The sequence below is a fragment of the Ramlibacter sp. genome (assembly GCA_019635435.1).
Lineage (GTDB): Bacteria > Pseudomonadota > Gammaproteobacteria > Burkholderiales > Burkholderiaceae_C > JAHBZM01.
This window is the reverse complement of sequence record JAHBZM010000001.1, coordinates 4,225,507-4,250,425: the sequence shown is the minus strand read 5'-3', so window position 1 is coordinate 4,250,425 and position 24,919 is coordinate 4,225,507. Positions and strand designations below refer to the sequence as shown.

Annotated in this window: 28 protein-coding genes; 1 reads left to right on the top strand and 27 read right to left on the bottom strand. The window is 67.6% G+C overall.

The window, feature by feature from the left end:
- The first annotated feature begins 31 nt into the window (after window positions 1-31).
- Entirely contained in the window at window positions 32-409 is a 378-nt protein-coding gene (locus KF796_20905; GenBank protein ID MBX3589098.1) for a response regulator, read from the top strand.
- A 30-nt stretch (window positions 410-439) separates the two neighbouring features.
- On the opposite strand, the gene KF796_20900 is transcribed toward KF796_20905, so the two are convergent.
- The 27 genes from KF796_20900 to KF796_20770 all read right to left on the bottom strand — a co-directional run bounded on the left by KF796_20900 (window position 440) and on the right by KF796_20770 (window position 24,918).
- Window positions 440-1,711 carry a ferrous iron transporter B gene (locus tag KF796_20900; protein MBX3589097.1) on the bottom strand — a complete coding sequence of 424 codons (1,272 nt, stop codon included), beginning with the start codon at window positions 1,709-1,711 and terminating at the stop codon, window positions 440-442.
- Window positions 1,712-1,846: 135 nt separating this feature from the next.
- Window positions 1,847-2,452 carry a methionyl-tRNA formyltransferase gene (locus KF796_20895; GenBank protein ID MBX3589096.1) on the bottom strand — a complete coding sequence of 202 codons (606 nt, stop codon included), beginning with the start codon at window positions 2,450-2,452 and terminating at the stop codon, window positions 1,847-1,849.
- Window positions 2,449-3,570 carry an ABC transporter ATP-binding protein gene (locus KF796_20890; GenBank protein ID MBX3589095.1) on the bottom strand — a complete coding sequence of 374 codons (1,122 nt, stop codon included), beginning with the start codon at window positions 3,568-3,570 and terminating at the stop codon, window positions 2,449-2,451. The genes KF796_20895 and KF796_20890 overlap by 4 nt, the downstream gene beginning before the upstream one ends.
- Entirely contained in the window at window positions 3,567-3,728 is a 162-nt protein-coding gene (locus tag KF796_20885) for a hypothetical protein (GenBank protein ID MBX3589094.1), read from the bottom strand. The genes KF796_20890 and KF796_20885 overlap by 4 nt, the downstream gene beginning before the upstream one ends.
- Window positions 3,691-3,885 (bottom strand): Com family DNA-binding transcriptional regulator, encoded by a 195-nt coding sequence (locus KF796_20880; GenBank protein MBX3589093.1) that lies wholly within the window; start codon window positions 3,883-3,885, stop codon window positions 3,691-3,693. The genes KF796_20885 and KF796_20880 overlap by 38 nt, the downstream gene beginning before the upstream one ends.
- A 185-nt stretch (window positions 3,886-4,070) precedes the next feature.
- Window positions 4,071-4,280, bottom strand: a complete 210-nt coding sequence (locus tag KF796_20875; GenBank protein ID MBX3589092.1) for a hypothetical protein — start codon at window positions 4,278-4,280, stop codon at window positions 4,071-4,073.
- Complete coding sequence (locus KF796_20870; protein ID MBX3589091.1) at window positions 4,277-7,819, bottom strand: host specificity protein J; 3,543 nt, start codon at window positions 7,817-7,819, stop codon at window positions 4,277-4,279. The genes KF796_20875 and KF796_20870 overlap by 4 nt, the downstream gene beginning before the upstream one ends.
- Complete coding sequence (locus KF796_20865) at window positions 7,816-8,511, bottom strand: tail assembly protein (protein MBX3589090.1); 696 nt, start codon at window positions 8,509-8,511, stop codon at window positions 7,816-7,818. Before KF796_20865 ends, KF796_20870 begins: the two co-directional genes overlap by 4 nt.
- Window positions 8,508-9,239 (bottom strand): C40 family peptidase, encoded by a 732-nt coding sequence (locus tag KF796_20860; protein ID MBX3589089.1) that lies wholly within the window; start codon window positions 9,237-9,239, stop codon window positions 8,508-8,510. The genes KF796_20865 and KF796_20860 overlap by 4 nt, the downstream gene beginning before the upstream one ends.
- 8 nt (window positions 9,240-9,247) lie before the next feature.
- On the bottom strand, window positions 9,248-9,952 hold the full coding sequence (locus KF796_20855; protein ID MBX3589088.1) for a phage minor tail protein L: 705 nt from the start codon (window positions 9,950-9,952) through the stop codon (window positions 9,248-9,250).
- Window positions 9,949-10,287 (bottom strand): phage tail protein, encoded by a 339-nt coding sequence (locus tag KF796_20850; GenBank protein MBX3589087.1) that lies wholly within the window; start codon window positions 10,285-10,287, stop codon window positions 9,949-9,951. The genes KF796_20855 and KF796_20850 overlap by 4 nt, the downstream gene beginning before the upstream one ends.
- Window positions 10,288-10,290: 3 nt before the next feature.
- A complete protein-coding gene (locus KF796_20845) occupies window positions 10,291-13,296 on the bottom strand; it encodes a phage tail tape measure protein (protein ID MBX3589086.1) in 3,006 nt (1,001 codons plus the stop codon).
- A gap of 9 nt (window positions 13,297-13,305) precedes the next feature.
- Window positions 13,306-13,455: a hypothetical protein gene (locus KF796_20840; protein ID MBX3589085.1), complete on the bottom strand. Its 150-nt coding sequence runs from the start codon at window positions 13,453-13,455 to the stop codon at window positions 13,306-13,308.
- Between the two features lie 29 nt (window positions 13,456-13,484).
- Window positions 13,485-13,925 (bottom strand): hypothetical protein, encoded by a 441-nt coding sequence (locus KF796_20835; GenBank protein MBX3589084.1) that lies wholly within the window; start codon window positions 13,923-13,925, stop codon window positions 13,485-13,487.
- Window positions 13,926-13,930: 5 nt separating this feature from the next.
- A complete protein-coding gene (locus tag KF796_20830) occupies window positions 13,931-14,686 on the bottom strand; it encodes a hypothetical protein (GenBank protein ID MBX3589083.1) in 756 nt (251 codons plus the stop codon).
- 12 nt (window positions 14,687-14,698) lie between these two features.
- Window positions 14,699-15,136 carry a hypothetical protein gene (locus tag KF796_20825; GenBank protein ID MBX3589082.1) on the bottom strand — a complete coding sequence of 146 codons (438 nt, stop codon included), beginning with the start codon at window positions 15,134-15,136 and terminating at the stop codon, window positions 14,699-14,701.
- 1 nt (window position 15,137) lies between these two features.
- Entirely contained in the window at window positions 15,138-15,554 is a 417-nt protein-coding gene (locus KF796_20820; protein ID MBX3589081.1) for a DUF1320 family protein, read from the bottom strand.
- Between the two features lie 3 nt (window positions 15,555-15,557).
- Window positions 15,558-15,770 carry a hypothetical protein gene (locus KF796_20815; GenBank protein MBX3589080.1) on the bottom strand — a complete coding sequence of 71 codons (213 nt, stop codon included), beginning with the start codon at window positions 15,768-15,770 and terminating at the stop codon, window positions 15,558-15,560.
- A gap of 138 nt (window positions 15,771-15,908) precedes the next feature.
- Window positions 15,909-16,157: a hypothetical protein gene (locus KF796_20810; GenBank protein ID MBX3589079.1), complete on the bottom strand. Its 249-nt coding sequence runs from the start codon at window positions 16,155-16,157 to the stop codon at window positions 15,909-15,911.
- A gap of 38 nt (window positions 16,158-16,195) precedes the next feature.
- Entirely contained in the window at window positions 16,196-17,266 is a 1,071-nt protein-coding gene (locus KF796_20805; protein MBX3589078.1) for a Mu-like prophage major head subunit gpT family protein, read from the bottom strand.
- A 39-nt stretch (window positions 17,267-17,305) separates the two neighbouring features.
- A complete protein-coding gene (locus tag KF796_20800; GenBank protein ID MBX3589077.1) occupies window positions 17,306-17,710 on the bottom strand; it encodes a hypothetical protein in 405 nt (134 codons plus the stop codon).
- Between the two features lie 26 nt (window positions 17,711-17,736).
- Window positions 17,737-18,840: a hypothetical protein gene (locus tag KF796_20795; GenBank protein MBX3589076.1), complete on the bottom strand. Its 1,104-nt coding sequence runs from the start codon at window positions 18,838-18,840 to the stop codon at window positions 17,737-17,739.
- A gap of 59 nt (window positions 18,841-18,899) precedes the next feature.
- Window positions 18,900-19,385, bottom strand: coding sequence for a phage virion morphogenesis protein (locus tag KF796_20790; GenBank protein ID MBX3589075.1), 486 nt, complete (start codon window positions 19,383-19,385; stop codon window positions 18,900-18,902).
- A 96-nt stretch (window positions 19,386-19,481) separates the two neighbouring features.
- A complete protein-coding gene (locus tag KF796_20785; GenBank protein ID MBX3589074.1) occupies window positions 19,482-20,768 on the bottom strand; it encodes a minor capsid protein in 1,287 nt (428 codons plus the stop codon).
- Window positions 20,768-22,402: a DUF935 domain-containing protein gene (locus KF796_20780; protein MBX3589073.1), complete on the bottom strand. Its 1,635-nt coding sequence runs from the start codon at window positions 22,400-22,402 to the stop codon at window positions 20,768-20,770. Before KF796_20780 ends, KF796_20785 begins: the two co-directional genes overlap by 1 nt.
- A gap of 169 nt (window positions 22,403-22,571) precedes the next feature.
- Entirely contained in the window at window positions 22,572-24,347 is a 1,776-nt protein-coding gene (locus KF796_20775; GenBank protein ID MBX3589072.1) for a terminase family protein, read from the bottom strand.
- A complete protein-coding gene (locus KF796_20770; protein ID MBX3589071.1) occupies window positions 24,328-24,918 on the bottom strand; it encodes a DUF3486 family protein in 591 nt (196 codons plus the stop codon). Before KF796_20770 ends, KF796_20775 begins: the two co-directional genes overlap by 20 nt.
- Window position 24,919 lies beyond the last annotated feature (1 nt).

Genomic DNA, 24,919 nt, shown 5'->3' with positions numbered 1-24,919 from the left:
AGCTGAGCGTGCGGCGCGAGGAGCAAGCATCATGAATCGCAAGAAGAAAATCCTGCTGGTGGACGACGATGAGGCCGTGGTGTCCTACCTCGTGGTCAAGCTCGCCAAGTACTACGACCTGATCAGCACCACACGGCCACAGGAGGCCGTGGCCATGGCCGCCCGTGAGCAGCCGGACCTGATCCTGTGCGACATCGACATGCCGGAGATGAGCGGTGGCGATGTGGCCGTGGCCTTGACCGGGCACCCCGACACGGCCTTCATTCCGGTGCTTTACCTCACCTCGCTGGTGTCGCCGGAAGAGGCGCGCGACCTTGACGGCGAGGTCGGTGGCAGGCCGGGCGTGGCCAAGCGGGCCCCGCTGGCGGAATTGCTCCAGCGCATCGACGAGCTGGCGCGCGCGCCCTGACCGCCGCCGCCAGGCGTGCTTGCGCCGGGCTCAGCGCGACAGCCACAGCGTCAGCTGGTAGGTGATGTACGAGGCCGCATAGGCCAGCGCGAACAGGTAGCCCGCCATCACCAGCGGCCATTTCCAGCTGCCGGTTTCACGCTTCACCGTGGCCAGCGTGGACAGGCACTGCGGCGCAAAAACATACCAGGCCAGCAGCGAGAGCGCGGTGGCCAGGCTCCAGCTTTGGGCAATCAGCGGGCCCAGGGTCTGCGCCTCGTTGCCGGCGGAAGCCGAGAGCGCGTACACCGTGCTGAGCGCGCTCACCGCCACCTCGCGCGCGGCGAGCCCGGGCACCAGCGCGATGCTGATCTGCCAGTTGAAGCCAATCGGCTCGAACAGCACCGCGAGGGCCTTGCCCGCCATGCCGGCCAGGCTGTAGTGAATGGCCGCGCCCGATGCGCCTTCAGGTGGTGTGGGAAAGCTGGCCAGGAACCACAGCGCGATGGTGAGGACCAGGATGATCCCCCCGACCCGGCGCAGGAAGATCTGCGCCCGCTGCCACAGCCCCAGCGCAATGTTGCGCGGGCGCGGCCAGTGGTAGGCGGGCAGTTCCATCATCAGCGAGCGCACCTGCCGGCCCGACCGCGTGAAGCGCTTCAGGGCCCACGCCACGGCGAGCGACCCCACGATGCCGGCAAGGTAGAGCCCCAGCAGCACCAGCCCCTGCAGTTCCAGCCCCCAGCCCATCTCGCGCCGCGGGATGAAGGCGCCAATCAACAGGGCATAGACCGGCAGGCGCGCCGAGCAGGTCATGAGCGGCGCGATCATGATGGTCACCAGCCGGTCCCGGGTGTTGGCAATCGTGCGGGTGGCCATGATGCCCGGAATGGCGCAGGCAAAACTGGACAGCAGCGGGATGAACGAGCGCCCCGACAGGCCCACGCCGCCCATGATGCGGTCCAGCAGGAAGGCCGCGCGGGGCAGGTAGCCTGACTCCTCGAGCACAAGGATGAAGAAGAACAGGACCAGGATCTGCGGCAGGAAAATCAGCACGCCGCCCACGCCGGCAATCAGGCCATCGACGAGGAAGCTGCGCAACAGGCCTTCGGGCAGCAGCCCGGGCACAGCGTCGCCCAGCCATGCGATGGCGGCCGAGATGGCGTCCATGGGCACGGCCGACCAGGCAAACACCGCCTGGAACATCAGGAACAGCACCAGCACCAGCACCAGCGGCCCGGCCACCGGATGCAGCAGCACCTGGTCCATGCGGTCGGAGGCCAGGTGGGGTTCCACCGCATCCAGCCCCAGGCGCACCAGCATCTGCCGGACCACTTCGTGATCCGCGAGGTCCGAGGTGATGCCGCGCGCGAAAAATGCGGCGAACTTCTGAGATAAATGCCCTCCGCTCGGGTTTTCGCTGACGGAAAGTAATTTTCCACCAACGAAGTGTAGGTCTTAAGCCGGGCGGTCGGACAGCTTCACGGGGTTGAACGCCGGCTCCCAGGTGGCCAGCTCGGCGGGCTGCGGGGTCGACGGCACGATGCCGGCGTCGAGTTGAGCCAGCACCTGGCCTATGAGCCGCAGGCCCATCGGGGCCAGATCCCGCCGCCACAGATCCGCAGCCGTGTCTCCCGGCCGTACCCAGCACCAGCCCTGAGCGGCTATCGGGCCCGTGTCAGCCCCGTCGTCCAGCCAGTACGCCGTGCCCCCGGTGACCTGATCGCCCATGTGCAGGGCCCAGACGATGGCGTCTCTGCCTCGGTGGCGCGGCAACAGGCTGGGGTGGTAGCCCAAAGCGCCCCACCGCGCCCTTTTACGGGCCTCAGGCGCGATGAAAACGTGAGCGTGGGCACAGATGATCAGGTCGAGCTCGTCAGGCACCCAAGACGCATCCAATCTGCGCCCCACCTGGCACAGCGGCACTCCGCTGTCCTCAGCCAGGGCGGCCAGCCGGTCATCCGCCCTGGGCGCGCTGACGGCGGCCACGTCGTCGCCGCGCGCCAGGCAGAGCTGCAGCACCTCGGCGCCGAAGTACTTCTGGCCGACGATCATCACCCTCACGCTGCGCCCCCCAGATAGCGGAACCCCTGGACCGCCCGGAAGTGGCCGCCGTAGCCCCCGCCGCCGCTGAAGCCGAGCTTGGCGCCAGAGCGGAGGATTGACGCGGCGCACCTGGCGCGGCTTGACCCCACCAGAAAGCCGGAAACTTGCGTCCAATCCGGGTCGCGCCGCAATGCGGCGGCCAGACCAGGGTGACTGGTATGGAACAGGGAGCGCATGGGCTTGGCGTACCGGTTCCGGCCGGCCAGCCACGCGGCGCACACGGCGTTGAGAAAGCGCATGCCCACGCCGGCGCCCTGCCATTCGGGCATGACCACCAAGCGGCAGGCCCGGGCCTCGATCAGGCCGGGGCGGGTGCTGACCGCCAAATGGGCCACCGGCAGGCCGTTGACCAGGCCCACGTAGTAGCTCGCGCCGACCATCCGCGGCAGCTTCAAATAGTGATGCGGCTCGAAAAGCGGCCACCAGGCACCGTCGGTTTGCTCGATGGCAAGCTCGATCTGAGGTCGACGCCAAAGTGACCCCCATGAAAAGCGGCCGGTGGCCGTGTCAAACACCCAGTCCGGCTGCAGCCAGTCGAGCACGTCGTAGTGGCAGCTCAGCAGCACGCACTGCCCGCCGGTGCGGCGCCAGGCCTTGCCGAAGGCCAGCGCGCCGACCTGGGCGATCTGCCGGTCGACCACGCTGGTGAACTCGTCAACCACGGCCCGCTTGGGGGCCTCGCAGACCAGCCTGGCCAGGCTCGCCCGGAACTGCTCGCCCTGGCTCAGAACCCGGTAGGGGCGCAGCCATGCCGGCACGCTGCCCAGCCCAACGGCCGACAGCGCCGCCGGCACCGCGTCGAAGGGGCCAGCGGGGGCAATGGCGTCAATCACGGGGGCGCCGCTGGGCCAACGCGGGGCCCACATGGCCTTGGGGCCAAAGACGGCCCTGCCGACGGACGTTTTGCCCGACCCGGATGGGCCGACCACGATGCCAATGGCCCAGGGCCTGGCCTCGAGCGGCAGTTCTGCCTGCAGGCGGAACTCGGCGCCGCTTTCGACGTTGAAAAGGCTTTTGACGCGAGCCGCCCGGTAGCTGCCGGCGTCGGCGCAGGTGTGGTGAACGTCGATCTTCATACTGCGACTACCTTGAGCTTGAGGCCCAGCTTGCGCAAACGCTCGTAGGTTTGTGCCTGGCGCCTTTCGTCGTCGCAGATGACAACGATGCCGTACTGCTGTTTGTATTTGAACCCGTTTTTACCGGGGGCCTTGGGGTCGAGCTTCGCCGTCGTCATGGGCATCCTTGCCTTGGCGCTCGAGGCGCGCGGGGGTGGGGCTCTCGACCCTCAAAAACTCATTGAGCGCGCCGCAACGCGGGCACTTGATCTGCAGCTTCACATACTCACCGGCCGCCAGCTTCTTGCTGCAGCGGCCGCATCGAATTTCGTCCATCTCGGCATCGTCCATAATGCCCCGGCCTGTACAGGTGGCAGGGTCTTCGGCTGATGCCGTGTGCAAGCACGGCTGAGGCGGGTGTTCAAGGTGTTAGCGCACCGTGGGCACTCGCCCTGTCTTTTTTTTCTTTGGCCGGGCGATCATTCCGCATTGCCGCCCGGGCATCAACCTAAAGCGCTTTACTACCCGGCGCGCTGAGCGGCATAGTCGGCGCGCTCGCTCTCGCTCATGTCGACGACGGCGCCGTCAACGACTTTGCTGTCGGCCGGGCTTGCGTGCACGCCGGCAATCACGCTTTGCCCGCTGCCGGCCTGGTGATCAATGTCCGCTGCCTCGCAGTCGCCCCAGCGCGTGATGCGGCCCGAGACCTGGTCATAGACGGTGTACTTCATACCTTGTTCTCCATCACAAGGCCGTGGCCGTACCAGCCGACCTGCCCATACGCCCCGAACGACACAGCCGCGCCGGTCGCGTCTCTGGCCTCGATGTACACGTCGACCGCGTAGTTGTGCAGGCCGGCCGACGGCTGGTGTCGAAAAACAATGGCCGCTGGCTGGAACCCGCGGCGCGGATAGCCCCCGCCGGCAAACGCCGGCATGTAGCCGTTCGCCCATATCGTGGACTGCCGGACCCCGTCAACGACCAGGTACATGGTGTACTGCCAGTAGGCGATAGCCGCGTTTTCGGCAATGGCGTCGACCGTCCCCGTGACGTCCACCGAGACTGGCGCGCCCGTTGACGTCAGGCTTACCGCCGGCGTGAAGCCGAGAAAGCCGCTCGAGATGCCGGCAAACCCCGGATTGACGGCGCCGATGGCCTGGCCGTTGGCGGCGGCCGTTGCGGCCCCGACCACCAGCTTGTCTGTTGTGACGGTGCCGGCGAAGAGCTTGCTGGCGTGCAGATTCACAATCTGCGCGTTGTCCACCAGCAGGTTGCCCATAACCCCGGACGTCGCCAAAAGGTATTGAGTGACCGTGTAGCCGATGGCCGCCGCGCCGAACCTCACCGGGTCAGTGATCGTGCCGGTCACGGTGGGGCTCCCGAGGTCGACCGCCGCGAGCGCAAGGTTCGCCGCCAGCACGCTGAGCGGCGCCAGATTCTGCCCGCCGAGCTGGCCCGCGGTGACCTGCAGGCCGTTGGTGCCGCCGGCCGGCACCGCGCTCAGCCCGCCGTCCTGACTCACCCACTTGATCCAGAAGCGCCAAGTGTCCCCCGGGGCGACCGGGAAGATGCCCGTGTTGCCCGTGAAACGCATTACCTCGACGGCCTGGTTGAAGACCGGCAACGGCCCGCCCGGGTATTGGTAGCCGTACAGCACCGTCTCTTTGTGGCCGTGGCCTTGAGCGTAGGTGGGCGTGTCATGAGTGACCCACACGTTGTTCAGCGAAGCGACAACCCCGAATCCGGTTGGCGTGGGCGCGGGCGTGAGGTCAAGGGAAAAGATGCGGCCCGTGGCCGGCAGGGTCACCGTGCATAGCGCTGCCGCCGACAGCCCGACGGCGTCACGTGAGCGCGCCGCGAATGTGAAGGTGCCCGCGCCAGCAGGCTCACCTATGTTGACCGGCGAGACCGAGAACCAGGTGCCCGCCGCGTGCAGGGGCGTCATGGTGTCCCAGTCCGGCGAGCCGACGGTGCCGGCGACATAGCGCACCTCAGCGCCGCGCCAGTCCTTGGGAACGGGCGAGGTTGTGTACCCGAACGTCAGCACGCGCGTGCCGTCGGTGGCCGCGCTGACGTTGAAAACGTCGAAAGGCGCGGCGGTGCTGCGGCCCAGGATGTTGAAGCTGCCGCGCAGCGGCGGAGACAGCGTGCCCACGGCATTCACCGCGCGAACCGTGACCTCGACCAGGCCGGGGGCAAGCCCGTCGAGGTCCAGAGTCTGATCAGTCGTGTCCCGCGACTCCAGCGGGCCGTGCTCCCATGACCAGGTCACTCTGAACCGCTGATTGCTGCCGTTGCCGCGGGTCGGCGACCACGCGATGGTCAAGCGGCTGCGGTAGGCCCCGCGGTCATCGTAGACCGTCTCTGCGAACGTCAGGTCGGTTGGGGCCGGCGAGACGGCCCCCAGTCGTGACGTGGGCCGCCGCTCGAGCACCAGGCCCTGCTCAACAGCCAGGTACTTCTCGGGGTTGTGCGCCACGCCCACCACGTCGTAGGTCTTGCCGTTGGGGCGAATGCTGATGCAGCGCCACGTGGTCGGGTAAAGCGCGTCTGAGGCCAGCGTCCAGATCGTCTGTGCCGGCGGCGCCTCGGAAAAAGGCGGCGAGACATTGATCACCGACGCGGTGCCGGCCGCGTTGGTGACCGCCCGCTGCTCGGTCAGATAGGTCCCCTGGCCCGACGGATCGGGCACCATCAGCGTCAGCAGGTAGGTCAGGCCGGGCTCCAAGGCGACCGGCGCGTCCAATGTCACAGCCGAGGCGGTACCGGACGCCACGCGCCCGCCGATCCGCTCGCCGGACTCACTGGGGTCAGCGATCTGAAACACATCTCCAAGCCGCACGCCGCCGCCTTCCAGCCCCGTGGAAAAAGCCACGGTCTCGGACTCGCTTTGTTCGCTGTAAAGCGCCCAGCGGCCAATGCGCGCCGCCTGGCCACGCGACGTCACGCCCAGCGGGCTCAGCTCGAGCTCGCGCAGGCCAATGCGCGAGACCAATTCATCGTCAACGCTCAACTCGGGAACGCGCGAATAGAAGTCGGCCGGGTTGTTCCAGTACACCAGCGCGACGCTGTGGCGCTGCTTCAAGCTGGTGCTGCTGTAGGTGAAAACGCCGTCGACCACGTTGGCAGGGGCGAACTGCATTTGTGCGTCCGCAGGCGCATCCTGCGAGAACTGCACCGCGGACGCCGCCCAGAAGATCATCCCGCGGAACACGGCCGCCAGATCCTGCAGCGCGCGGAAGGCCTCGACCCGGTTGGCCAGCACCAGGTTGCATGTGAAGCGCGGCTCCTGCCCGCCCCGGCCGTCCGGCACCAGCTCGTCGCAATACTGGGCGATCTCGTAGAGCTTCCACTTGTCGTGGAAGGCGGGGTCGACATAGTCGCCCATGCCGTAGCGCGCGTTGGTGATCAGGTCATACAGAATCCACGCCGGGTTGTTGGTCCACGAGGTCTTGAAAGTGCCGTTCCAGGTGCCCGAGTAGTCCCGCGTGTAGGCGTTGTAGTTGACGGGCACCTGAACGCGGATGCCCAGCATGTCATAGGCGCGCTGCGGCACCCGGCTGAACTGCTGCGCGCTGATGCGCAGGCCGTGCACAACGCTGTTGGGATAGCGCAGCTTCAGGCTCTGGATCTCGGTGTAGGAGTCGAACCAGATGGCGTTTTGCTGATTGCTGCCCGATGCCGGCGGGCTCACCCGCCGCACCCGGACATCCCACGGCGGCGGGCCACTCAACGCCAGGCGCACGGCGCGCTGGTAGCGGCTCACGGTCTTGCCGGTGATCTTGGTCCTGTACTTCTCGACAAAGCCGCCGCCGTTGCTTTGCACGTCGATGGCGAATTCCACCTCGGTGCCCACGAGGTCGCCGTTCTCTGGGTTCTGGAAAGTCAGCTGGGGAATCCCGACGGTGACACGCACCGTATCCACCGCGCCATTCGTGATGCTGCGCACCACCGGCGTGTCAGGGGCGACGATCAGGCCCACGGCCACTTCGTTCTGGATGCTGGGGAAGCCGGGCAGCGCCGCCTGCCCCTGCGTGCCGTTGGTCCATGCGAACTCGACGCCCTCAAAGTTGCGCGAGCCGTCTGGGTTTTCAATGGGCACCTTGTCCAGATAGACCGACTTCAGGCCGTTGACCAGGCCCTGAACCTCGCCCTCGCTGACCAGGTCGAGAATCTCGGCGTACTGGGTGGACCGCAGGGAATCCTGTTCCTCCACTGGCGCGCGGCCGCCGCCTTTGCCTTTTGCCCCGCGGATCGTGTCCTGCGTCATGGCCCGGCCGCCGCTTCGTCGTATTGCCACCAATAGGCGGGCTGCTCAGGCGGCAGCTCCTGCTCTGTGGCCGCCTCGCCCGCCGCCGGCACAGGTTCCTCGGCCAGCAGGCCGCTGGAGATCGGCGCGCCGCCGGTGATGATGCGCCCGTACACCAGCGGCACGGGCAGGCCCTGCTGGGTCTGGTTCACCGGGCCGTCAAATGCATAGCTGGGCGCGTTCTCCACGTTCGTGGCCAGATCCGCACCGCGCCGCTGCGGGCTGAGCAGCTGCAGCACGCCGCCCAGGATCAGCGCCTTGCCAATGGACATGCCGACGGACGCCACGGCGCCGCCGAGCGAGGTGCTGCTGATCAGGCCGCCAAGCATCGGCGCTCCGAAAAACAGCAGCACCCCGGCCAGAATGAGCTGGAAGGCGCCGCTCTTTCGGCCCGCGATCACAGGCACGATCTTCACGACTTCCATGCGCCCGAAGGGCTCGTGCAGCTGCTCGAGCGTGCGGCCCGCGCGGTCAACGAACACGCGAAAGCCCGGCAGGTTGTGCTCAAACAGGTAGTCGGCGAAGCCGCGCACGGTAGCGCTGAGCGCGCGCACGGCCTCGTGCGGCGTTGAGATGGCCAGCCGGTGCACGCGCCCGAAGCGGCGGCCCAGCTCCCCATAGAGGCGCACTTCGCGCAAGACTGCGGCCGTCATGCCGCCGCCCCTGCCAGCAGGCTGTTGTGCCGCAGCACGGTGCGGGTCACGCGCTGCCAATATCCGCCGTAAACGTCCCTGCAGCTGAGACGGCCGTGCAGATGGTGCAGGATCTGGCCGCCGGCCAGAACGACGGCGGCGTGGTTCTCCACGTCCGAGCGCACCTGCATCAGGATGACGTCATGCACCTGGGGCAAGTCGTTCACTTCGGTGAAGCCCGCCGCCGCAAAGTTCTCGCGGTACAGGTTCTGGCCCCGCTCCCACCAGCCGTCTACGCGCGCGAAGTCCGGCAGCGTCAGGCCCAGCTCTGTGCGGTAGTAGTCCTGGATCAACGTGTAGCAGTCCAGCACGCCGTGGTGAAACTCGCGGCCCACCAGGGGCGCGGACCACCCGGTGGGGTCTGCGCGCTTCACCACCTGGCTCGGCCAGCCGATGATGATCCAGGGCAGGCCCGAGCGCTCGCACATCACGCGATCCGCCATGCTCGGGTTGGCCGATTCGTCGGGGTGGCTGTGACAGACGGCGAGGATTTCGCCCGAGTCCTCTGCCGCCGCCCAATCGCGCGGGTCGATCTCGAACTCCGACTGCCCGCGCTGCGCCACGTTGGCGCAAGGGCGGTAAGCCACCTGGTCACCTGAGCGAACCACCAGGCCGCAGCACTCGGCCGGGTAGCAGGCCTCGGCGTGGGCGGCCAGGTCGGCGACCCATGCATCTGAAATATCAATCATGTTTTGCCTCATACGTTGCGTGTGGTGCCCGCGCCTGGAAAGCCCCCGAACGGCAGCTCCGCCGTCGCGCCGAAGCGCAGCTTGCAAGAGGTCAGCCGGCGGCCGCAGGAATCAGCCGCCGGGTCGGAGGTCGCCGAGTCATCGGCCTTCGCCACCGGCCCGCCGGTGTAGCCGCATTCCGAGCCGCGGTACCTCCAGGCGCAGGCCGCGGCGAGAATCTGACGGCGCGGCAGCATCACCCCGGCCCAGTCAAGCGGGCTGCACAGCTCCCAGACCACCACCGACTTGTTGCGCTGGTCGACGCGGTCAATCAGCCAGAGCTCGTCGGGCCAATGCGCCGTGGGGTCGGCCGTGGGGTTGACGCCCAGCGCGAAGTTGGCCGCGTCCAGGTACTTGGCGAGCGTGCGCCGGCGGATGAAGCTGGCCCCCTCGAGGCGCTGGTAGTCGCGGATCAGGGCGCCCACCATGCCGTTGACATTGGAGACCGACAGCCTCGGTCGGGCGAGCGGGCCGTCGGAGGAGTTTTCAAAGCCGGTCACCTCAATGGGAAACGGGCTGTAGGACTGGCCTTGCCAGACCACCGCCGTGCCCAGCTCATTGGTCATGTTGGCGAAGCGGTGCACCCCGCCGCCAACGACAGCGGCGTCCAGCTCGTACAGCTCGACGGGCGCCGAGATCTCCAGCCGGCTGACGTCGCCCGCAATATTGGTCATGGCTCGAATACCTGTTGAAAACGCGCCGCAATGCGGCTGAGCCCCTCTCCGTCCGGCGAACGCGACCACTTGGGGCACCGCACCTTGATCGCCACCGTGCCCCACTTGGGCGTCCAGTCGAACGCCTCCACGCCGGCACGCGCGCGCAAGAAGGCAATGATCTCGTCGGCGATGGCGTTGTCCACCTCCTCGAAGTTCAAGTCCCAGCGCTGCACCAGCGCGTTGATGCCGTCAGCGGCCCGCTGTTCGTAGCCGTCGCCGAACTGGGTGGCATTCACCCGGGGTTCTTCCTCGAGGCTCAGGTTGCTGCTCTCGGCCCAATCAAACACGGCCATTGACTACCCCTTCGCCAGAATGCCGCCGGGGCGGCTTTGTTTGAGAGCCCAGGCGTCTACAGCGCCCTCGATCAGCCGGTTCAGGTCATTGCCGGCGCCTTGCTGCTGGGCCCGGTCGCCGCTGGCGCCGTTGACCGTGACGCTGCTGGAGATCTGCACGCCGCTGCCGCGGTAGTTGCGCACATGCCTCGGGTCATCGGCCGTGAGGACTTCTTCGCCGTCCTGCAGCACGCTCAGCCGTTCGCCGGGCTTCATGCCGGCGATCCCGCCGACGTGGTAGCGCGGGGCCAGCGCGGCCGCCAAGGGCGACACGTTGAGCGCGCGTGTGAAGCTGGCCCCGCCCGCGCTGACCACGCCGCCCTGGTGGAAACCAAAAGCGCTGGTGATGAACGACGCGGCGCCGTCGACCACGCGGCCCAGGCCGAACGACTCAAACAGCCGGTTGCCCAACCGCTGGCTGATCAGGTTGAGCATCTGCTGGGCGAAGCTGGCCAGCATGCCGCGCAGCGCCTCTCCGGCCGTTTTGGCGCCCGAAACGATGTCGGCGAACATCTGGCCCAAGCCGCTGCGCGCGTTGGCGTCCAGCGTCTTTTGCACCGAGCTGCGCAAGTCTGAAAGGCGCTTGTTCTCCAGCTCCGCGGCGGCGGCCTGCGCCTGCTCTTCCGGGCTGACGGCCAGCGCGCGCAGCTGCTGCGCAATGGCCTGCAGCACCGGCAGCTGTTCGCGGCGCGCGGCGAGCACGCGGCGCTCGGCTTCCTCGGCCGTCACGGCGCCGGCGTCTTCTGCAATACGCACGGCCTCTTCGCGCTGGCTCAGTTCGGTGCGCGCCTGGGCCAATTCGCGTTGCACCTTGGCAAGCGCCTCGCGCCTCACCGTGGTGTCAATCAGCGCCTGCGTGCCAGAGCCGTCGCCGCCAAGCTGGAACTCGCGCGCGAGCTGCGGGGCGAACTGATCCTGGACCCGGCGTTGAATGTCCGCAAGGGTCTCGGTGCCGCGAGCCTGCTTCAGCTGCGTTTCAATTGACTTTTGCTGGTCTCGCAGCTCGGCGCTCAGGCGCTGGGCTTCCTCCGTGAGCGCGCGTGCATTGTCCAGGCGGTCGCGCTCCTTCTTGGCGATCTCGGTGTCAAGCTCGAGCACACGACGCTGCCCGTCAATGACGGCGGTCTGCGCGGCGTCACGCGCGTTGGCGTCCTTGGCGCCGGCCAAAAGCTTGCGGTTCTTGGCCAGGGCTTCTTCCTCGGCGACGCGCTTTGCCGTGAGGCGGTCAATTTCAAAGTTAGCGTCCGAGTCCTGCAGCCGCTTCTTTTCGGCCAGGTAGCTTTGCAGGTCGACCAGGCCCTGATCAAAGCGCTCTTGCAACAGCTTGGCCTCGCGCTGGGCGGCATCGGCCAGCAGCTCGAAGTCCTTGTCGTAAAGGGCCTTGGCCTGCGCCAGGCGCGTGACCGCGCCGCGCTGGTCATAGGTCTTGAGCGCTTCGCTTTCCGCCCGTGCCTGCTCCTTGAGGTAGGCCGCCTTGTCGCGCGTCAGGCGCTTGGCCTCGGCCAGGTTCCCCTGGTCCTGCGCGGCCGCGATCTCGGCGTCCTTGGCCTTGACATAGGCCGTGCGCTCGTCCGCGAACTTCTTCACGATGTCGGAGCGCAGCTTGTTGGCTTCCTCGAATTTCTTGATGGACGCTGGGTCTCTTAGATTTATGCCCCCCGGGTCGCTCGTCAATTCACCTTTTCGGAAGGTTTCAAAGGACTTCTGAGCAAAGCCGTTGGCCTCGGCATCGAGGCGGCGCAGCCGGGCCCGCGCTTCGGTGATGCGCTCGTAGTAGCTGACGCCGGCCTTTCCGCTCTTAAGATCTTCGATCTCTGCCAGCACCGCCAGGCGCTCGTCACGGACTTGCTCGGCCGTCCGGGCCTGCGCCTTGTTCTTGGCGTTGCCCAGGCCGATCCAGGCCGCGGCCAGCAGCCCAAGGGTGACCACCAGGCCTACCGGGCCGCCCACCAGGGCCAGCAGCCCGCGAAAAGCCACGGACAGCAGGGCCGTAGCGGAAGTGACGCCGGCCAGCCCTCCGGCCAATCCCGCGAACACGGCCGCGGCGCCGCGGCCCAGAGCGCCGGCCGTCAGCGCAACGGCCAGCAATGTGAGCGCGGTGGCGATCTCCTTGATGTTCTCGGCGATGAGCTTGAGCAGGTCCACCAGGGAGCGCGCGTACCCCTGGGCCTCCTGCCCCACAAACTGCTGCAGGGCGTCGCGCGCCTGCTGCGCGCCGCTGCTGATGGTGGCCGGGATCTGGGCCGCCTCGGCCTTGAGCTCCGGCAGCTGATTGCGCAGCGCCTTGACGATGGCCGAGGTGGTCAGCTGCCCCTGCTCGGCCAGCGCCTTCAGCTCGCTGCGCGGCTTGCCCAGCCCGTCGGCCAGCGCCGCCAGCAGCCGCGGCGCTGCCTCGTTGATCGCGTTGAACTCCTCGCCGCGCAGCACGCCCGAGCCCAGCGCCTGGCTGAACTGCAAGATCGCGCTGGCGGACTCGGCGGCGCCGGCGCCGGTGATCTTCAGGCTGGCCAGCAAAGCCTCGGTGGCCACGCTCGCCTCACGCAGGCCGCCGCCCAGCGGCCGGACGGCCGAAAGGATGCGGGTGTACAGAGACACCGTTTCATTCAACGGCGCGTTGTATTGCGCGGCCAGCCCGCGCCCGATGCCCAGCGCCTGGTTGAATTCCGCCTGCCCCTGCGTGATGATGCGCAGGCGCGCGTTCATGGACTGGTATTCGTCGGACATGCGCGCCAGTGCGGCGACGCCTTGCGCGCCCTGCTGCAGCCCGAAGAACGCCAGCAGCTGGGCGTGCGCTGCGCGCAGCCGGCTGGAAATGCCGTCAATGCCGGCATGCGTGCCCTTGAACGTGTTGGCCCGGTCAGCCTGCTGGACGCCGCTTTCCAGCGCGCGCACTTCGCGCACCAGGCCGCGCAGCCCGGCCACGGCCGCTTCGAGCTGCGGCGTAACCCTGAGTTTTGCTTCGACGGTCATGGTGCGCGGTCAGTCCTTGAGTTTGCGCAGCGCGGCCTGCAGCGCCTTGCCGCCGCCTTGCGCGAGCGCCGGGGCGATCAGGCTCCAGCGCAGGGCATCGCGTTCCCGCCGGCCGGCCAGTTCAAGGTAGGTGTTGAACTGGCGCAGGGTGTAGCCCATGACTTCACCGTGGCGGTGGCCCGCTGCGATCAGCCGGTCGAAGGCGTCGCTCCAGGCCAGGAGCCCGCCATGATCCGCGCGGCCACCGTGGGCGCGAGCTTTGGCGCCTGGGCCTTTGCGGCCGTCAGCGCCCGGCTGAAAAAATCGGCGTTGACCTCCAGTGAGGCCAGCGCCAGCGCGACCAGGCGGTCGGGCAGCAGGTTGCCGACCCACTCGGGCGGGCGCCGCACGCAGATGGCCACCGCTTCGATGATCGCCTCGCCGTGTGAGCCCATGAGCGACACGAGGCGCTGCGCGTCCAGCGTGTCGCCCTCGATCAGCAGCGTCGACAGCAGCGGGTCAACCGCCCGGATCACGCGCGGCAGTTCCTTGACCAGCAGCGGGGTGATCAGCAGCTGCACGCCTTCAACGGTCATCGGCCGCTCGGCCGGTGACACGAACTCCAGCGGGTCCCTTTCAGCCTCGCTCATGCTGCTCACTCCGTCACGATGCTGAAGAACTGGCCGTCGGCGCTGTCGGAATCCCTGGTCGGATCGTTCAGCACCGTGCCCTCCATCTCGAAGTCGACGTAGCTGTCGGTGATGAACGGCAGCTCTTTGACCGGCTTGATGCGCGCGCGGAAGATGTCCGCAATGATGCGGGTGCCGTCATCGGTGTTCACGCCGTCGAACCGGATGTACAGGTCCTGCGAAGCCTGGTTGAGCGCCCCCACCTTGGTATAGCCCCCCGGGGTGTAGTCCATCTTGAACGGCTGCACGTAGGGCCCGCCCGCGGTGATGTCCAGCAGCTCGGCGGTGCCGGCAAATGCGTCGAGCCGGTAGTTGGTGCCGGCAGTCAGCACCAGGGGCACGCCGGTGGAGTCCTTGATGGCCACCGCGCTCAGGTTCTTGGCGGGCGCCACCAGGATGCTGCCCACCTTGGCGCCCTCGGGGAAGGCATAGCCCACCACCGCGGCGCCGGCCGCCACCGTCGTGACGCTGGCCACCAGGCCGAGCGCGAGGTTGTCATTGCTGAACTCGTCCAGCACGATGCTCAGCGTGCCCTTGCGGCTGCGCGTGAGCTTGCGGTGCGGCAGGCGGTTGCCGCTGTAGCTCTCGTTGCGCTCTTCGCTGTCTTCCTCGACTGTGAGGGAGCATTTGCTCGCGTTGCCGAGCCAGCGCAGCAGGCCCGGCGTGCCGTTGGCGTTGCGAAGACCGACCAGCACTTTGCCTTGTCCAGAAAATCCGCTCATGTTCCAGCTCCTTCAGAGGGTGAGATTGATTGAAAACGTCAGGGGATACAGCGCCACGCTGGCGCGGTAGTTCGGTTGCCGGCCGTTGGCCCGCCGAAAGGGCCGCATGGCTCCCTCGGGCGTCCAGCCGGCCAGAGCCTTGTGCAGGCGCGCCAGCAGCGGGCCGGCCGATTCATTGCGCGCGCCCTTGGCCTGGCGCGCGTTCTTCTTGGCCAGCAGCAGCGTGTAGCGCTGGGTGACCATCGTGCTGGAGCCGCCGCCGGCGTCGTCGGGGAAGCGTTCGCCGTCCCACAGAACAAACACGGTGTCGCGCGAAAGGTTGGCCTCGGTGACCTGGGCCATCTCGTCAACGGGCATGACCGGCACGTCCTGGCCCAATTGGCCGCGCACGCGCGCCTCGATCAGCTCCTGCAGGAACAGGTAGTCGGCCAGCAATGCAGCGTTGGCCATGTCAGTCGTCTCCCCGGCCAAACACTTTGGCGCCGGCGTTGAACACCACAGGACCCATGCCGGTGGGCACGGGCGCCTGCGCGGGGGGCAGCAGGGCAATCATGCCGCTGCTCACCAGCTTGAGGTAGCTGTAGGCCGAGGCCATGTCGGCCTTGGCGCGCTCGTCGGGCGCATTGGTCATGAGCAGGTAGCGCGCCAGGCCCTGGCAGTGCACGCGCAAGGCCTGCGGCGGCTCGGCCAGCGGCAGCGGGTAGCGGCCCACGAGGTAGCCGTCAATGAGCGCGCTGGCCTCTTGCAGCTTGGCGTTCAGCACGGTCATGTCGACGTCGTCCAGGCGCTGGGGCCCCACGTCCGTGAGATCGCGCATTTCGGCCTGCCCGAACGCGGTGATCATGTCTTGCGCAGAGGCGTAGGGCATGGCTCAGCTGCCCGCCTGGGGGTCAACGTCGCCGAGAACTACGGCGGGCACCGCGCGGCGCTGGGCGCGCGTGATGGGCTGAGCGGGGGCCGGGGCAATGGCGCCGCGCGCCAGCGGATAGGCAGCGGCCTCGGGCGCCAGGTCAATGGTCGAATCGACGGGGTGAAGCCTGCCGTCCAGCTCCACCTGGCTGAGCACGATGTAGGACTTCTTCATGGTCGGTTCTCCTGAAAAAAAACAAAAAGGCGGGGAAGCGCCACCCACGTGTGGCGCCTAGCGCCCCCGCCCTTCACTGAGGCTCCCGGCCGCCGAGCTGCGCTTCGCCCAGCTGGCCGATCAAAGCCTGGCCTTGCATCAGGTGTTCTGTGCAGCCGGGTCCGCCGCGGCTTCGCCGCCGTCGATCTCGACCTCGTGCACCACGAGGAGCCTGTCTGCGCGCAGCGCTTCGATCTCGGCCTTCTTCAGCTCGCTGAGCGGGATGTCCACCGGCTCGGCGCCGAAGCGGCGGCCGATGCGGCGGAAGCTGTCGCGGCGCGCGACGACGCGCAGCGCGGGGACCTTGCCCTTGGCGGGCTTGGAGGCGGTTTGTTTCGGGTCTGCCATTGGGGCTCCTGGTAGTTGCGGGAGGGTGCGGCTGCGGCTTACAGCAGGTAGCCGCTCTGGACCACCTTGAGGCGGCCTTTGAGGGTGTTGCTTTCGCCCGCGGCCAGGTAGTCCTTGGCCATCAGGTCAACGGCCGTTTCGTACAGGTTGGGCGAGCACACCAGCGTGGTGCCCATCGTGTTCAGCGGCTCGCCGTTGTTGTCCTTCTGGGACCCCATTGCGGTGAGGGCTGCGCGGACGTTGGTGGCGTCCAGCGTCTGCTTGCTGACGAACGCCAGCTGCCACAGGCCGTAGCCCACGTTGCTGCGGCCATCGACGCCGTAGATGTACTTCTTGCGGAACACGACGTTGTCGTCGTCAGCCTTGTCCTTCCGCACCATCTGAAACTTCTCACGCTCCTGGAAGATCATGGGCTTCATGACCTTGCTGGTGTCCAGGATGTACCAGGCTTCGCCCGCGCCGCCCATGTGGTTAGAGACCGACACTTCCTTGCCTGGCAGGCCCACCGGGTGGTCGGTGTCGAAGAAGTACTGGCCGTCGTAGCACTGGGACGTGGTGCCGGCCTTCAGCGCCTGGAACACCAGCTTGTCCGGGAACTGCGTCACGCTGTCGCCCATCTGCTCGAACATGCTCGAGTAGATCCCGTACTGGTCATCGGCGATGGCGTTTCGCAGCACCTCGACCGTGCCTTCAAAGTCCTTGTTGCGGATCACGTAGTTGTAATCGGCCAGGTTTTGCATGACACGGTCACCAATCCACTCGCGGATCTGGAAGTTGGCGGCCAGCCAGGCGTAGACGTTCTCCGCCGTGGTCGACGGAATGAGCATGGCGATCTGGTCCCACACCGGCTTGGTGCGGCCCAGGCCCTTCTTGAACGCGGCGTTGAATGCCTGGTTCAGCACGGCCAGATTGGCCGGGTTGATGGTCAGGCCGCCAAAGCACAGGCTGGCGAGCTGCCAGTCAGTGAGCTGGCCGGCAGAGCCGACGGCGGGCGCCAGCTGCAGCGCGCTGGGCGCGGTCAGCGCGAACGCGGGGCTGCAGGCGGCGGCGATCACGCCCGCGACCAGCACGGCCGCGAACAAGACGAGGGAGCGAGAGCTTGATTTCATGGGGGAAAAGTCCTTGAAGTTGCGGGAGGTTGGCGCGGCTCAGAACTCGACCCAGACACCGTCGGTGTCCACGCCGCGAATCTTGCCGGCGACCGAGCGGGTGCCGGTGCCGTCGGTTTTGGCCACCGTCTGGTCATCGACGATGTAGCAGTCCTTGCCGTAGTCGGCCAGCGTGATCTGGTCGGTCGAGGCCGAGTTGCCGAACTTGAACGTGCCGCGCTTGACGTCAATGGACACGTCGCCCGCGTTGCCGGCGCTGTTGTCCACCGTGGCCTCGGCCACGCCAGCGGCGCGTAGCGTGGTGGCCACGGCGCCCTTGGTGGCGTAGCCCGCTGCGCTCAGGCACACGATGGCGCCCTCATAGATCTTGCTCGCCGACATGGGCAGGCTGAGCTGGAGATTTTCGCGGCGCTGGGTGTCGCGCGCGACGGTCAATGCAGTCATGCTGGTTGCTCCTGGAGTTGATCGGGTTAGGCGGCGGCGACGGTGCCCGCGCCGGCCTTGAATTCATCGGCGGACAGGCCCATCGCGCTGAGCACGGCCGTCTCCGTGCCGGTGACCACGGCGGCGGCGCCGTTGCCGCCCTGGCCCTGGCCGCCCGATTGCGTTGCGGCCAGGCTGGCGGCCACCGCGGGCGCGTCCTTGATGAAGGCGCTGAGCTGGGCGACGTTGGACTTGCCAAGCGCAATGGCCCAGTCCTTCTGGGCGGGCAGCAGCTTGCCGTCCTTGATCGCGGCCTCGACCAGGCCGTTGACCTCGCCCTCGGTGATCTTGGCGGTCAACGCGGCCACGGTGCCCTGCAGGGACTGGATGGTCTGCAGCGTGGTCGCGTCGCCGGTGGCGCCTTGCGTCTTGAGCGCGGCGACGGCTGACAGCGCGGCGGCCTCGTCGGCCGTGGCGGCAAGGCCCAGCGCCGCGGACAGCGCCGTGGGCACGGCGGCGGCCTTGTCGGCCTTGACCTTCATGGCGGCCACTGCGGTGAGCGCTGCGGTTTCGGTGGTTTCGGCGGGCAGGCCGAGGGCGGTCAAAAGGGATGCGAGCAGAGTCAAGTCGTTCTCCTGGTGGTTGAAAGTTGCGTTCAGCGCGGCGACGGCGTCACTCACGGCCGCCATTTGCATCAGGTCGGGGAAGTTGGTGAGGCTGGCGTGAAGCACGTCGGTGACTTCGCCGGTGTCAGGGTCAAAGGAGATGACCGGCGAGATGTAGCGGTACTCCTGCGCGTCGATGCTGGCGGCAGCCGGCGCCGTCCAGCGCGTGTCGGTTGCGAACAGGCCCACGCCGTTGCGCCATTCGAACCGGCTGGCCCAGCCGCTGGCCGGCGCCTTCTGGCCCGTGGTTGGCACCAGCATGGTCTGGTGGTCGTAGTCGAAGTTGAACTCCGCGCGCCCGGCGGCGTGGCGCTGGTTAAGCACAGCCGCCAGCGCAGCGCCGCGGGCATCACTGACTTTCCAGGTCAGGCCCGGCCCGGGGCGGCCGGTGCGCCCGGCAAATTCCCCGAACGGCAGGATCTGCACGGCGGCGCCGGCCTGCAGGGCAAGGCTGGCGGAAAGGACGGCTGTGAAAGTGCGCTTCATTGAAGCCCGGACTGTGCGCGCGCGCCCGGCTTCAATACATATAAAGCGCTTTAATGTCTTTAGCCCAGCGACTCAGACAGGAAGGATTCAATCACCTGCAGGACGTCGGCCTCGTCGCCGGCGCCCATCGTGCCCTGGGTGAGGTCGGCGTTGACCGTGGCGAACAGCGGGTCCCGGCGGGGCATCCTGGTGGTGCCGGTGACATGGTAGCCCGCATACGGCGCGCTAAATCCTACCTCGACAGAGTCATTGCTCGGGTTGTGGGCCAAGCTGCCGCGCATCAGGCGCGTGCGCTCGAGCAGGGTGCCGGGCAAGGGGCTGCCGTGGATGGACTCCCAGATCAGCGGGGTGTTGGGCGACACGGGCGCCCAGGCATTGCCGGCGGCGTCGGTCTTGGTATCAAACCTGAGATTGACGTTGCCCTCGAGCTGGGCGCCAATGGCGTCCATGAGTTCGTAGGGCTCGTCCAGCAGCTGCGCGGCGGTTTTCAGCCGCGACAGCATGTCGGCGGCGCCGACCAGCTCAATTTGAAGTTTGTCAGTCATGGCGGTAAACTCCGGGTATCGAAGCGAGCCGCCGCTGCACCGGCCACCAATCCTCGTGACGATTGACCGCCGGATCTGTGCCAGAGACCGGCGGTTTCATTTGGCGCGGCGATAAACGATCTCCCCCTTGCGTGCGCCGCCCAGCAGATCGGCCGCGTCCTTGGGCGTCTCGGCCTGGAAGCCGGTCACGCCGCGCCAGCCGTCGCGGCCCAGTTCGAAGACGCCGAGCACCGGCTTTTCCTGCCCCTCAACCTGCCAGCGCGCGACGTACCGGCGGCGCGCCACATCGGCGCCGCGGGCGTGGTGCATTTCGCTGGCCATCCAGATCTCGTCGGGGTCTTTGATGGTCATGGCCAGCAAGCGCAAGAACCGCTCGCGCCCGCGCTTGGTCACCTTGAGATTGCCCCGGATGTCGCGGAACAGTTCGTCGGTGATCAGCAGCGGCTCGCCCAGCACGTCGACAAACTCGGGGCCGGCGAATTCGGCCATGAACGCGTCCAGATACTCCTGGGCCGTCTTGCCCTCGGGCAGCAAGGCGCCCGCCGGCGCCGGACGCGGCGGCGGCAAACGCCAGGTGGCCGGCGTGCCAGCCGCGCCCAGGCTGAGCACGCCGGCGCCCAGTTCGCGCATGGAGACGCCGGCGTAGGGCCGCTTGCCGGGGTTGTAGGCAAAGCCCGGGTCGATTCCGCGCGGCACCTGCAGGGTCTCGTCGGTGCTCTGGCGAAAGAAGTCCACCAGGGCGACCTCGGGCATGTCGCGCTTGATGTCAAAGCCCGCGGCGATGTAACGCGCAATGTCCTTCTCGTCGACGGCGATGGCGATGCAGCGGCAGCGCCAGCCGTTGGGGGGGTAGTGCGTCTCCCAGAAGGGGCTGTCCACCGGCAGGACGACGCCGTGCCATGCGCGGTGAGAGGCGCGCACCCGCTCGTCCTTCATGGTGAGGTACAGGATGAAGGGCTTGCGCGCCTTGTTGCGCTCGATGCGTTCCCACCGCCCGGCCGCGTAGCTCTGGCGCGTGTTCACGTCAAAGATCAGCTCCAGCCTGGCCTTGTTGAAGCGCGTGGTTCTGACCTCTCCCGTGCGGGGGTCGCTGATTTCCACGTCGCCCCAGTAACCGGCCTTTTCAAGGCGCGGCTGAATGGCCTGGCGGAAGGCCCTCAAGTCGCCGCCCGCGGCCTGGCTTGAGGCGAGCTCGTCGGCGAACACCTGCAGCACGTCGAACTTCATGACGCCGGCCACAGCGACGCCGCGGGCGTGCTCTTGCTGCCAGACGTCGTCCCACCGGAACGACGGGAGCAGCAGCTGGCGCCGCTCGAATGCGGCGACCGCGTCGCGCGGCTCGATCAGGCCGAGGCGCAGGCCCTTGGGCAGCGGCGTGGGCATTACAGGCCCACGTTGGTGTCAAGGTCCAGATCCGCGGCGCCGGCCAACGCGGCCGAGAAACCGGCACGCGCCGCCGCCTCGGCCAAGGGCCGGCCGTCCATGAGGGCAATCATGCCGGGCAGGCGGGCGCGGAACTGCGCCAGCGAGTCGCCCCGGCCGATGGCTGCATCCAGTTCCGCGAGCACGGGCTGCACCAGGCCCGCCATCACCGGCCGCCAATCCGCGGTGGCCTCCTCCACCAGCTCGTCCAGCGCATCACGCGGCGGCGCGCCCGCGGCGGACAGCGCCGCCCGTTTGCCAGGCGCGGGGGGCTTGGGCGGCATGCCGGGCGCGGCGGGCGGCTCGGCACCTGGGTCAACTGGCGCGGCGGCCGGCGCGGCGCTGCCGGCCAGGACGGCCTCTTTTTCATCGGCCATCGGGATGCGCAGCTTTTCATGGGCCCACTGAACGCCGATGCGCATGCCGGAGCCGGCCAGGCTCGGCATGCTGTCTGCGAAGGCCTTGACGTCCTCGGGCTCTTCCACCTCGATGTGAAAACGCGGCAGGCGGCGCGGATCGGCGCCGCCGATGTTCAGCAGCACCATCGGCGCCACGAGCTGGGCAGTGAGGGTCTGGCTGAGCAGCTCGGCATCGGCGGCCAGAATGTCCAGCCGCACTTCGTTGTGCACGTTGCCCAGCGCCTGGGTGCCGTGCTGCCCCTCGCCCGAGGTCAGCGTCTGCCCGACGATGATCTTGGACTCGATGGCGTCCATGCGCTCGAGCATGATCTTGAACGGCACCTCGGTACCGCTGGCCGCGTTCTCGAAGTCGATCTCGGTGCCCAGCGGGATGATGCCCGCGGCGTTGTGGCCGATCTCGACCACGGCCTGCAGCAGGCGGCGCTTTTCTTCGTCGCCGGCGCCGGTGGGGTATTTGCCCAGGCGCACGGGCAGTCCGTAGATCTCGAGGAACTCGGCAAAGTCGCGGGTGCTGAAATTCTTGTAGAGGTAGGGCAGCATGAGCACGCGGCTCAGAGACTGCCGGGCGATGTAGCCATTGCGCGCGGGGTGCAGGTGCATGATCCAGTTGTAGGGCCGCAGCGGCTCGCCGTATTGCATGGCGTTGTTGCGCAAGGTGAGCCGGTTGCGCTGCTCGTTCAACGTGAACCAGCGCTGGGGCCGGAATTCAAAGCGCGGCTGCAGGAAGCCCTGGTCCAGCTCCCACCACATTTCCACAGGCGCAAAGCCCTTGAGGATGGCGTCAGTCATGTTGTGCATCACGCGCTGCTTGAACATGGGCACAGACTTGATCCAGTCCTTGACCTGGTCGGCCTGCTTTTTCTCGGCGGCGCTGGCGTTGTCGGGCGGCAGGATGTCCACGTCCAGCTTCAGGAGGGCCAGCTTGCGCTTGTTCAGCTCGCTGAAGATCTGGCCGTCGCGCTCTTCCATGTCATCGGCGAGCTCGAGCTGGCGGATCAGGTCGCCTTCCTCGGCCGCGGCCATGATGGCGTTGATGCGCTGGGGCGTGAGGCCCTTGGCCGGATGGGCGTCGCGCTCCTGCTCGAGCGAGGCAATCATGGCCGTGTCTTGAGTCTGGGGCGCCCGGATGGCTCCGGCGTCGATCTCGCGGCCGAATTGGTCAACGATTTTGCTCATGGTGGGCTCCGATGTGATGGGCTTTGAAACTTGCGGCGCCCGGGGCCGGGCCGGCCCCAGAAGCCGCACTTGTACGGACGCAGCGGTTAAGGGGCCTTGCGGACGCTTTTGGACTGTCCAAAATGGATTCTTGAAGGGAGAGCCCGGTCGGGGTTGCAGCCCGCATGGGTCAGACCCCCGATTTGCGGTCGAAACCCCAGCCGTCGTCGTCGCGGTCGCGCCGCGAGTTGCCGTCGCCCCAGCGGTCGCCTTTTGGCGGCGCGGGCGTCCAGTCCAGCTCACCGGCTTCGCGCCTGGTTGCGTAGTCGGCCAGGAACAGGGCGACGGCCGCGTCACCGTGGCGCTTGAGCTTTTCGCCGGACTCGGCTGCCTCGGCCTTGGCCGCGGCGCTCATGTTGGTGTCGCCCCGGGGCAACTTTGGGATGCCTTTGACCAGCTTGATCGACCGCAGGTCATCGCGGGTCTGCGCGTCGCGCGGCAGGTCTTTCAGTGTGCCGTTTTCCAGCGCGCTCTTGAACTTGGGCATGTTGAGCAGGTAGAAGCCGTCGTGCAGCTTGACCTGCTCAATCATCTGCGTGCCGTAGCGCTGCGCGGCCTTCTCGGCCAGCGCGGCGCCGTTGCCCCCCGCGTCCATTGCCCCGCCGCGAAAGCGTGGCAGGCCGTCGACCAGGTAGTAGAGGATTTGCTCCTGGCAGCTGAAGGGGCAGTTGAGCAGCTCGATCTGAAGCTTGACGCGCCAGACCATCGCGGCGTCCTCTTCCAGCACTTCAAAAACTGTGAGGTTGCGGTTGCGGGCGAAGTCTTCGCCAAAGACGTGGCGGCGCTGCTTGTGCAGCGCGCCCAGGTGCGGGGAGAGGTTTTCGAGCAGCCAGCCCGAGACAGCGTGCTCGCGCACGTCCTCGGGCAAATAGGCGAAGTCGTCGTCCCACTTGCCGCGGATCAGCGCCGGGCCGTTGGGCGGCTCGGCCGGCACCATGCGCTGCTCGATGAGCGCCAGGCTGAGGTAGGCGCCAGCGGACTGGCTGGGCACGGCGTCCAGTTCCTCGGCGGCGGCATCGCCGTAATAGCGGTACGCCTTGTCTACCCACTCCTGCTCGCCCTCGGCCGTCCAGTCCAGGCCGCGGCGCATGCACACGCGCCGGTAAAGGCCGTCCGCCACGGCCTGGCGGAAGGTGATGCGGTGCACGCTGGCGTCTTTGGGGCCGCCGCGCTTGCCCGCCCGAACTTCCTGGACCAGCTCGTTGAAGGCGTTGTCGGCGCCGTCGTGGGTGCTGATGATGCGGACCTTGTCGCCCCACAGCAGCATGGCCATTGCGGCCTTGATGAGCGCTGCCAGGTCCGGGGCGAAGGCGGCCTCGTCAATCACAATCACGCCCTGCTTGCCGCGCAGGTTGGTGGGGCGGCTGCTGAGCGCCACGATGCGCTTGCCCGACTTGGGGAAAACGATCTCGTAGGTCTTGATGTAGCGCTTGGCCGGGTCGGCGACCTCGGCGCCGTCGTCATAGAGGCCCTCGGAGACTTCGGCCGCGGCGTAGTCGAAGACACGCGCCCACATGGCGCAAGCCTCGATGTACTCGCGGGCCATGTCCTGCGTGGCGCTGATGTAGAAGACGTTGCTGCCGCCCTGACTGGCGGCGATCAGCACGTTGTCGGCGGCCTCGGCCCATGTCAGGCCGACGCGCCGGCCCTTCTCTGCGATCTTGAGCTGGGCGGTATCCGCGATCCAGTTCTGCTGGTAGGCCAGCAACACGGCTGGCACTGCCTCGGTGTGGTGCGCTGGGTGGGTGAGTTGCAGCGGATCGTCCGGCTGCAGCCGAATGTCCAGCGGGCTGGCGCCGGACGAGGCGGACGCAATGGCCACACCCGCGGCGACGGCGCGCGCGGCCTTGGCAATGCGCGAGCCCTGGCCGGGTTTGCGGCGGCGCTCAGGCGGCTGCGCTGCCATTGGCGGGGGCCTTCTCTTTGATGCCCAGGATGTTGCGGCGGATTTCCTCGACCGTGCTGGCGTCCATGCCGCCCTTTTTGGCCAGCTTGGCCACCTTGTCGGCCGCGGCCTGGACCCGCGCGTCCAGCTCCAGGCGGTGGCGGGCCTGGTTGACGCGGGCGCGGCTCAGGCCCGCCATGTTCTTGGCGGCCTTGGACATGATGGCCAGGCGCTCGACCGGGTCCTCGATGGCCTCGGCCTCACGTATCGTGAGCAGGCAGTCGAATATGTCGGTTTCGATCATGGCCATGACGGCCTCGCCGCGGGTGTTGCCGTCGTCGCGGCTGGTGTCGGTCAGGAGCTTGGCCGCCTCGGTGGCGGCCTTGATGCTTTCCTGGGCCCGCTTGACCTTTTGACTCTCAGCGCCGACGGCGGACTTGCCGACGTAGATGGCGACGCCGGCTTCCTTGAGCTTGGCGTTGAGCTGTTCGGTGATCTCGATGATGTCGCCGAACGCGCGCTCGACAAACGCCTTGTGCAGCCACGCCCGGATTTCCTCGGGCATCTGCGCGATCTTGCTGGGCGGCGGCATG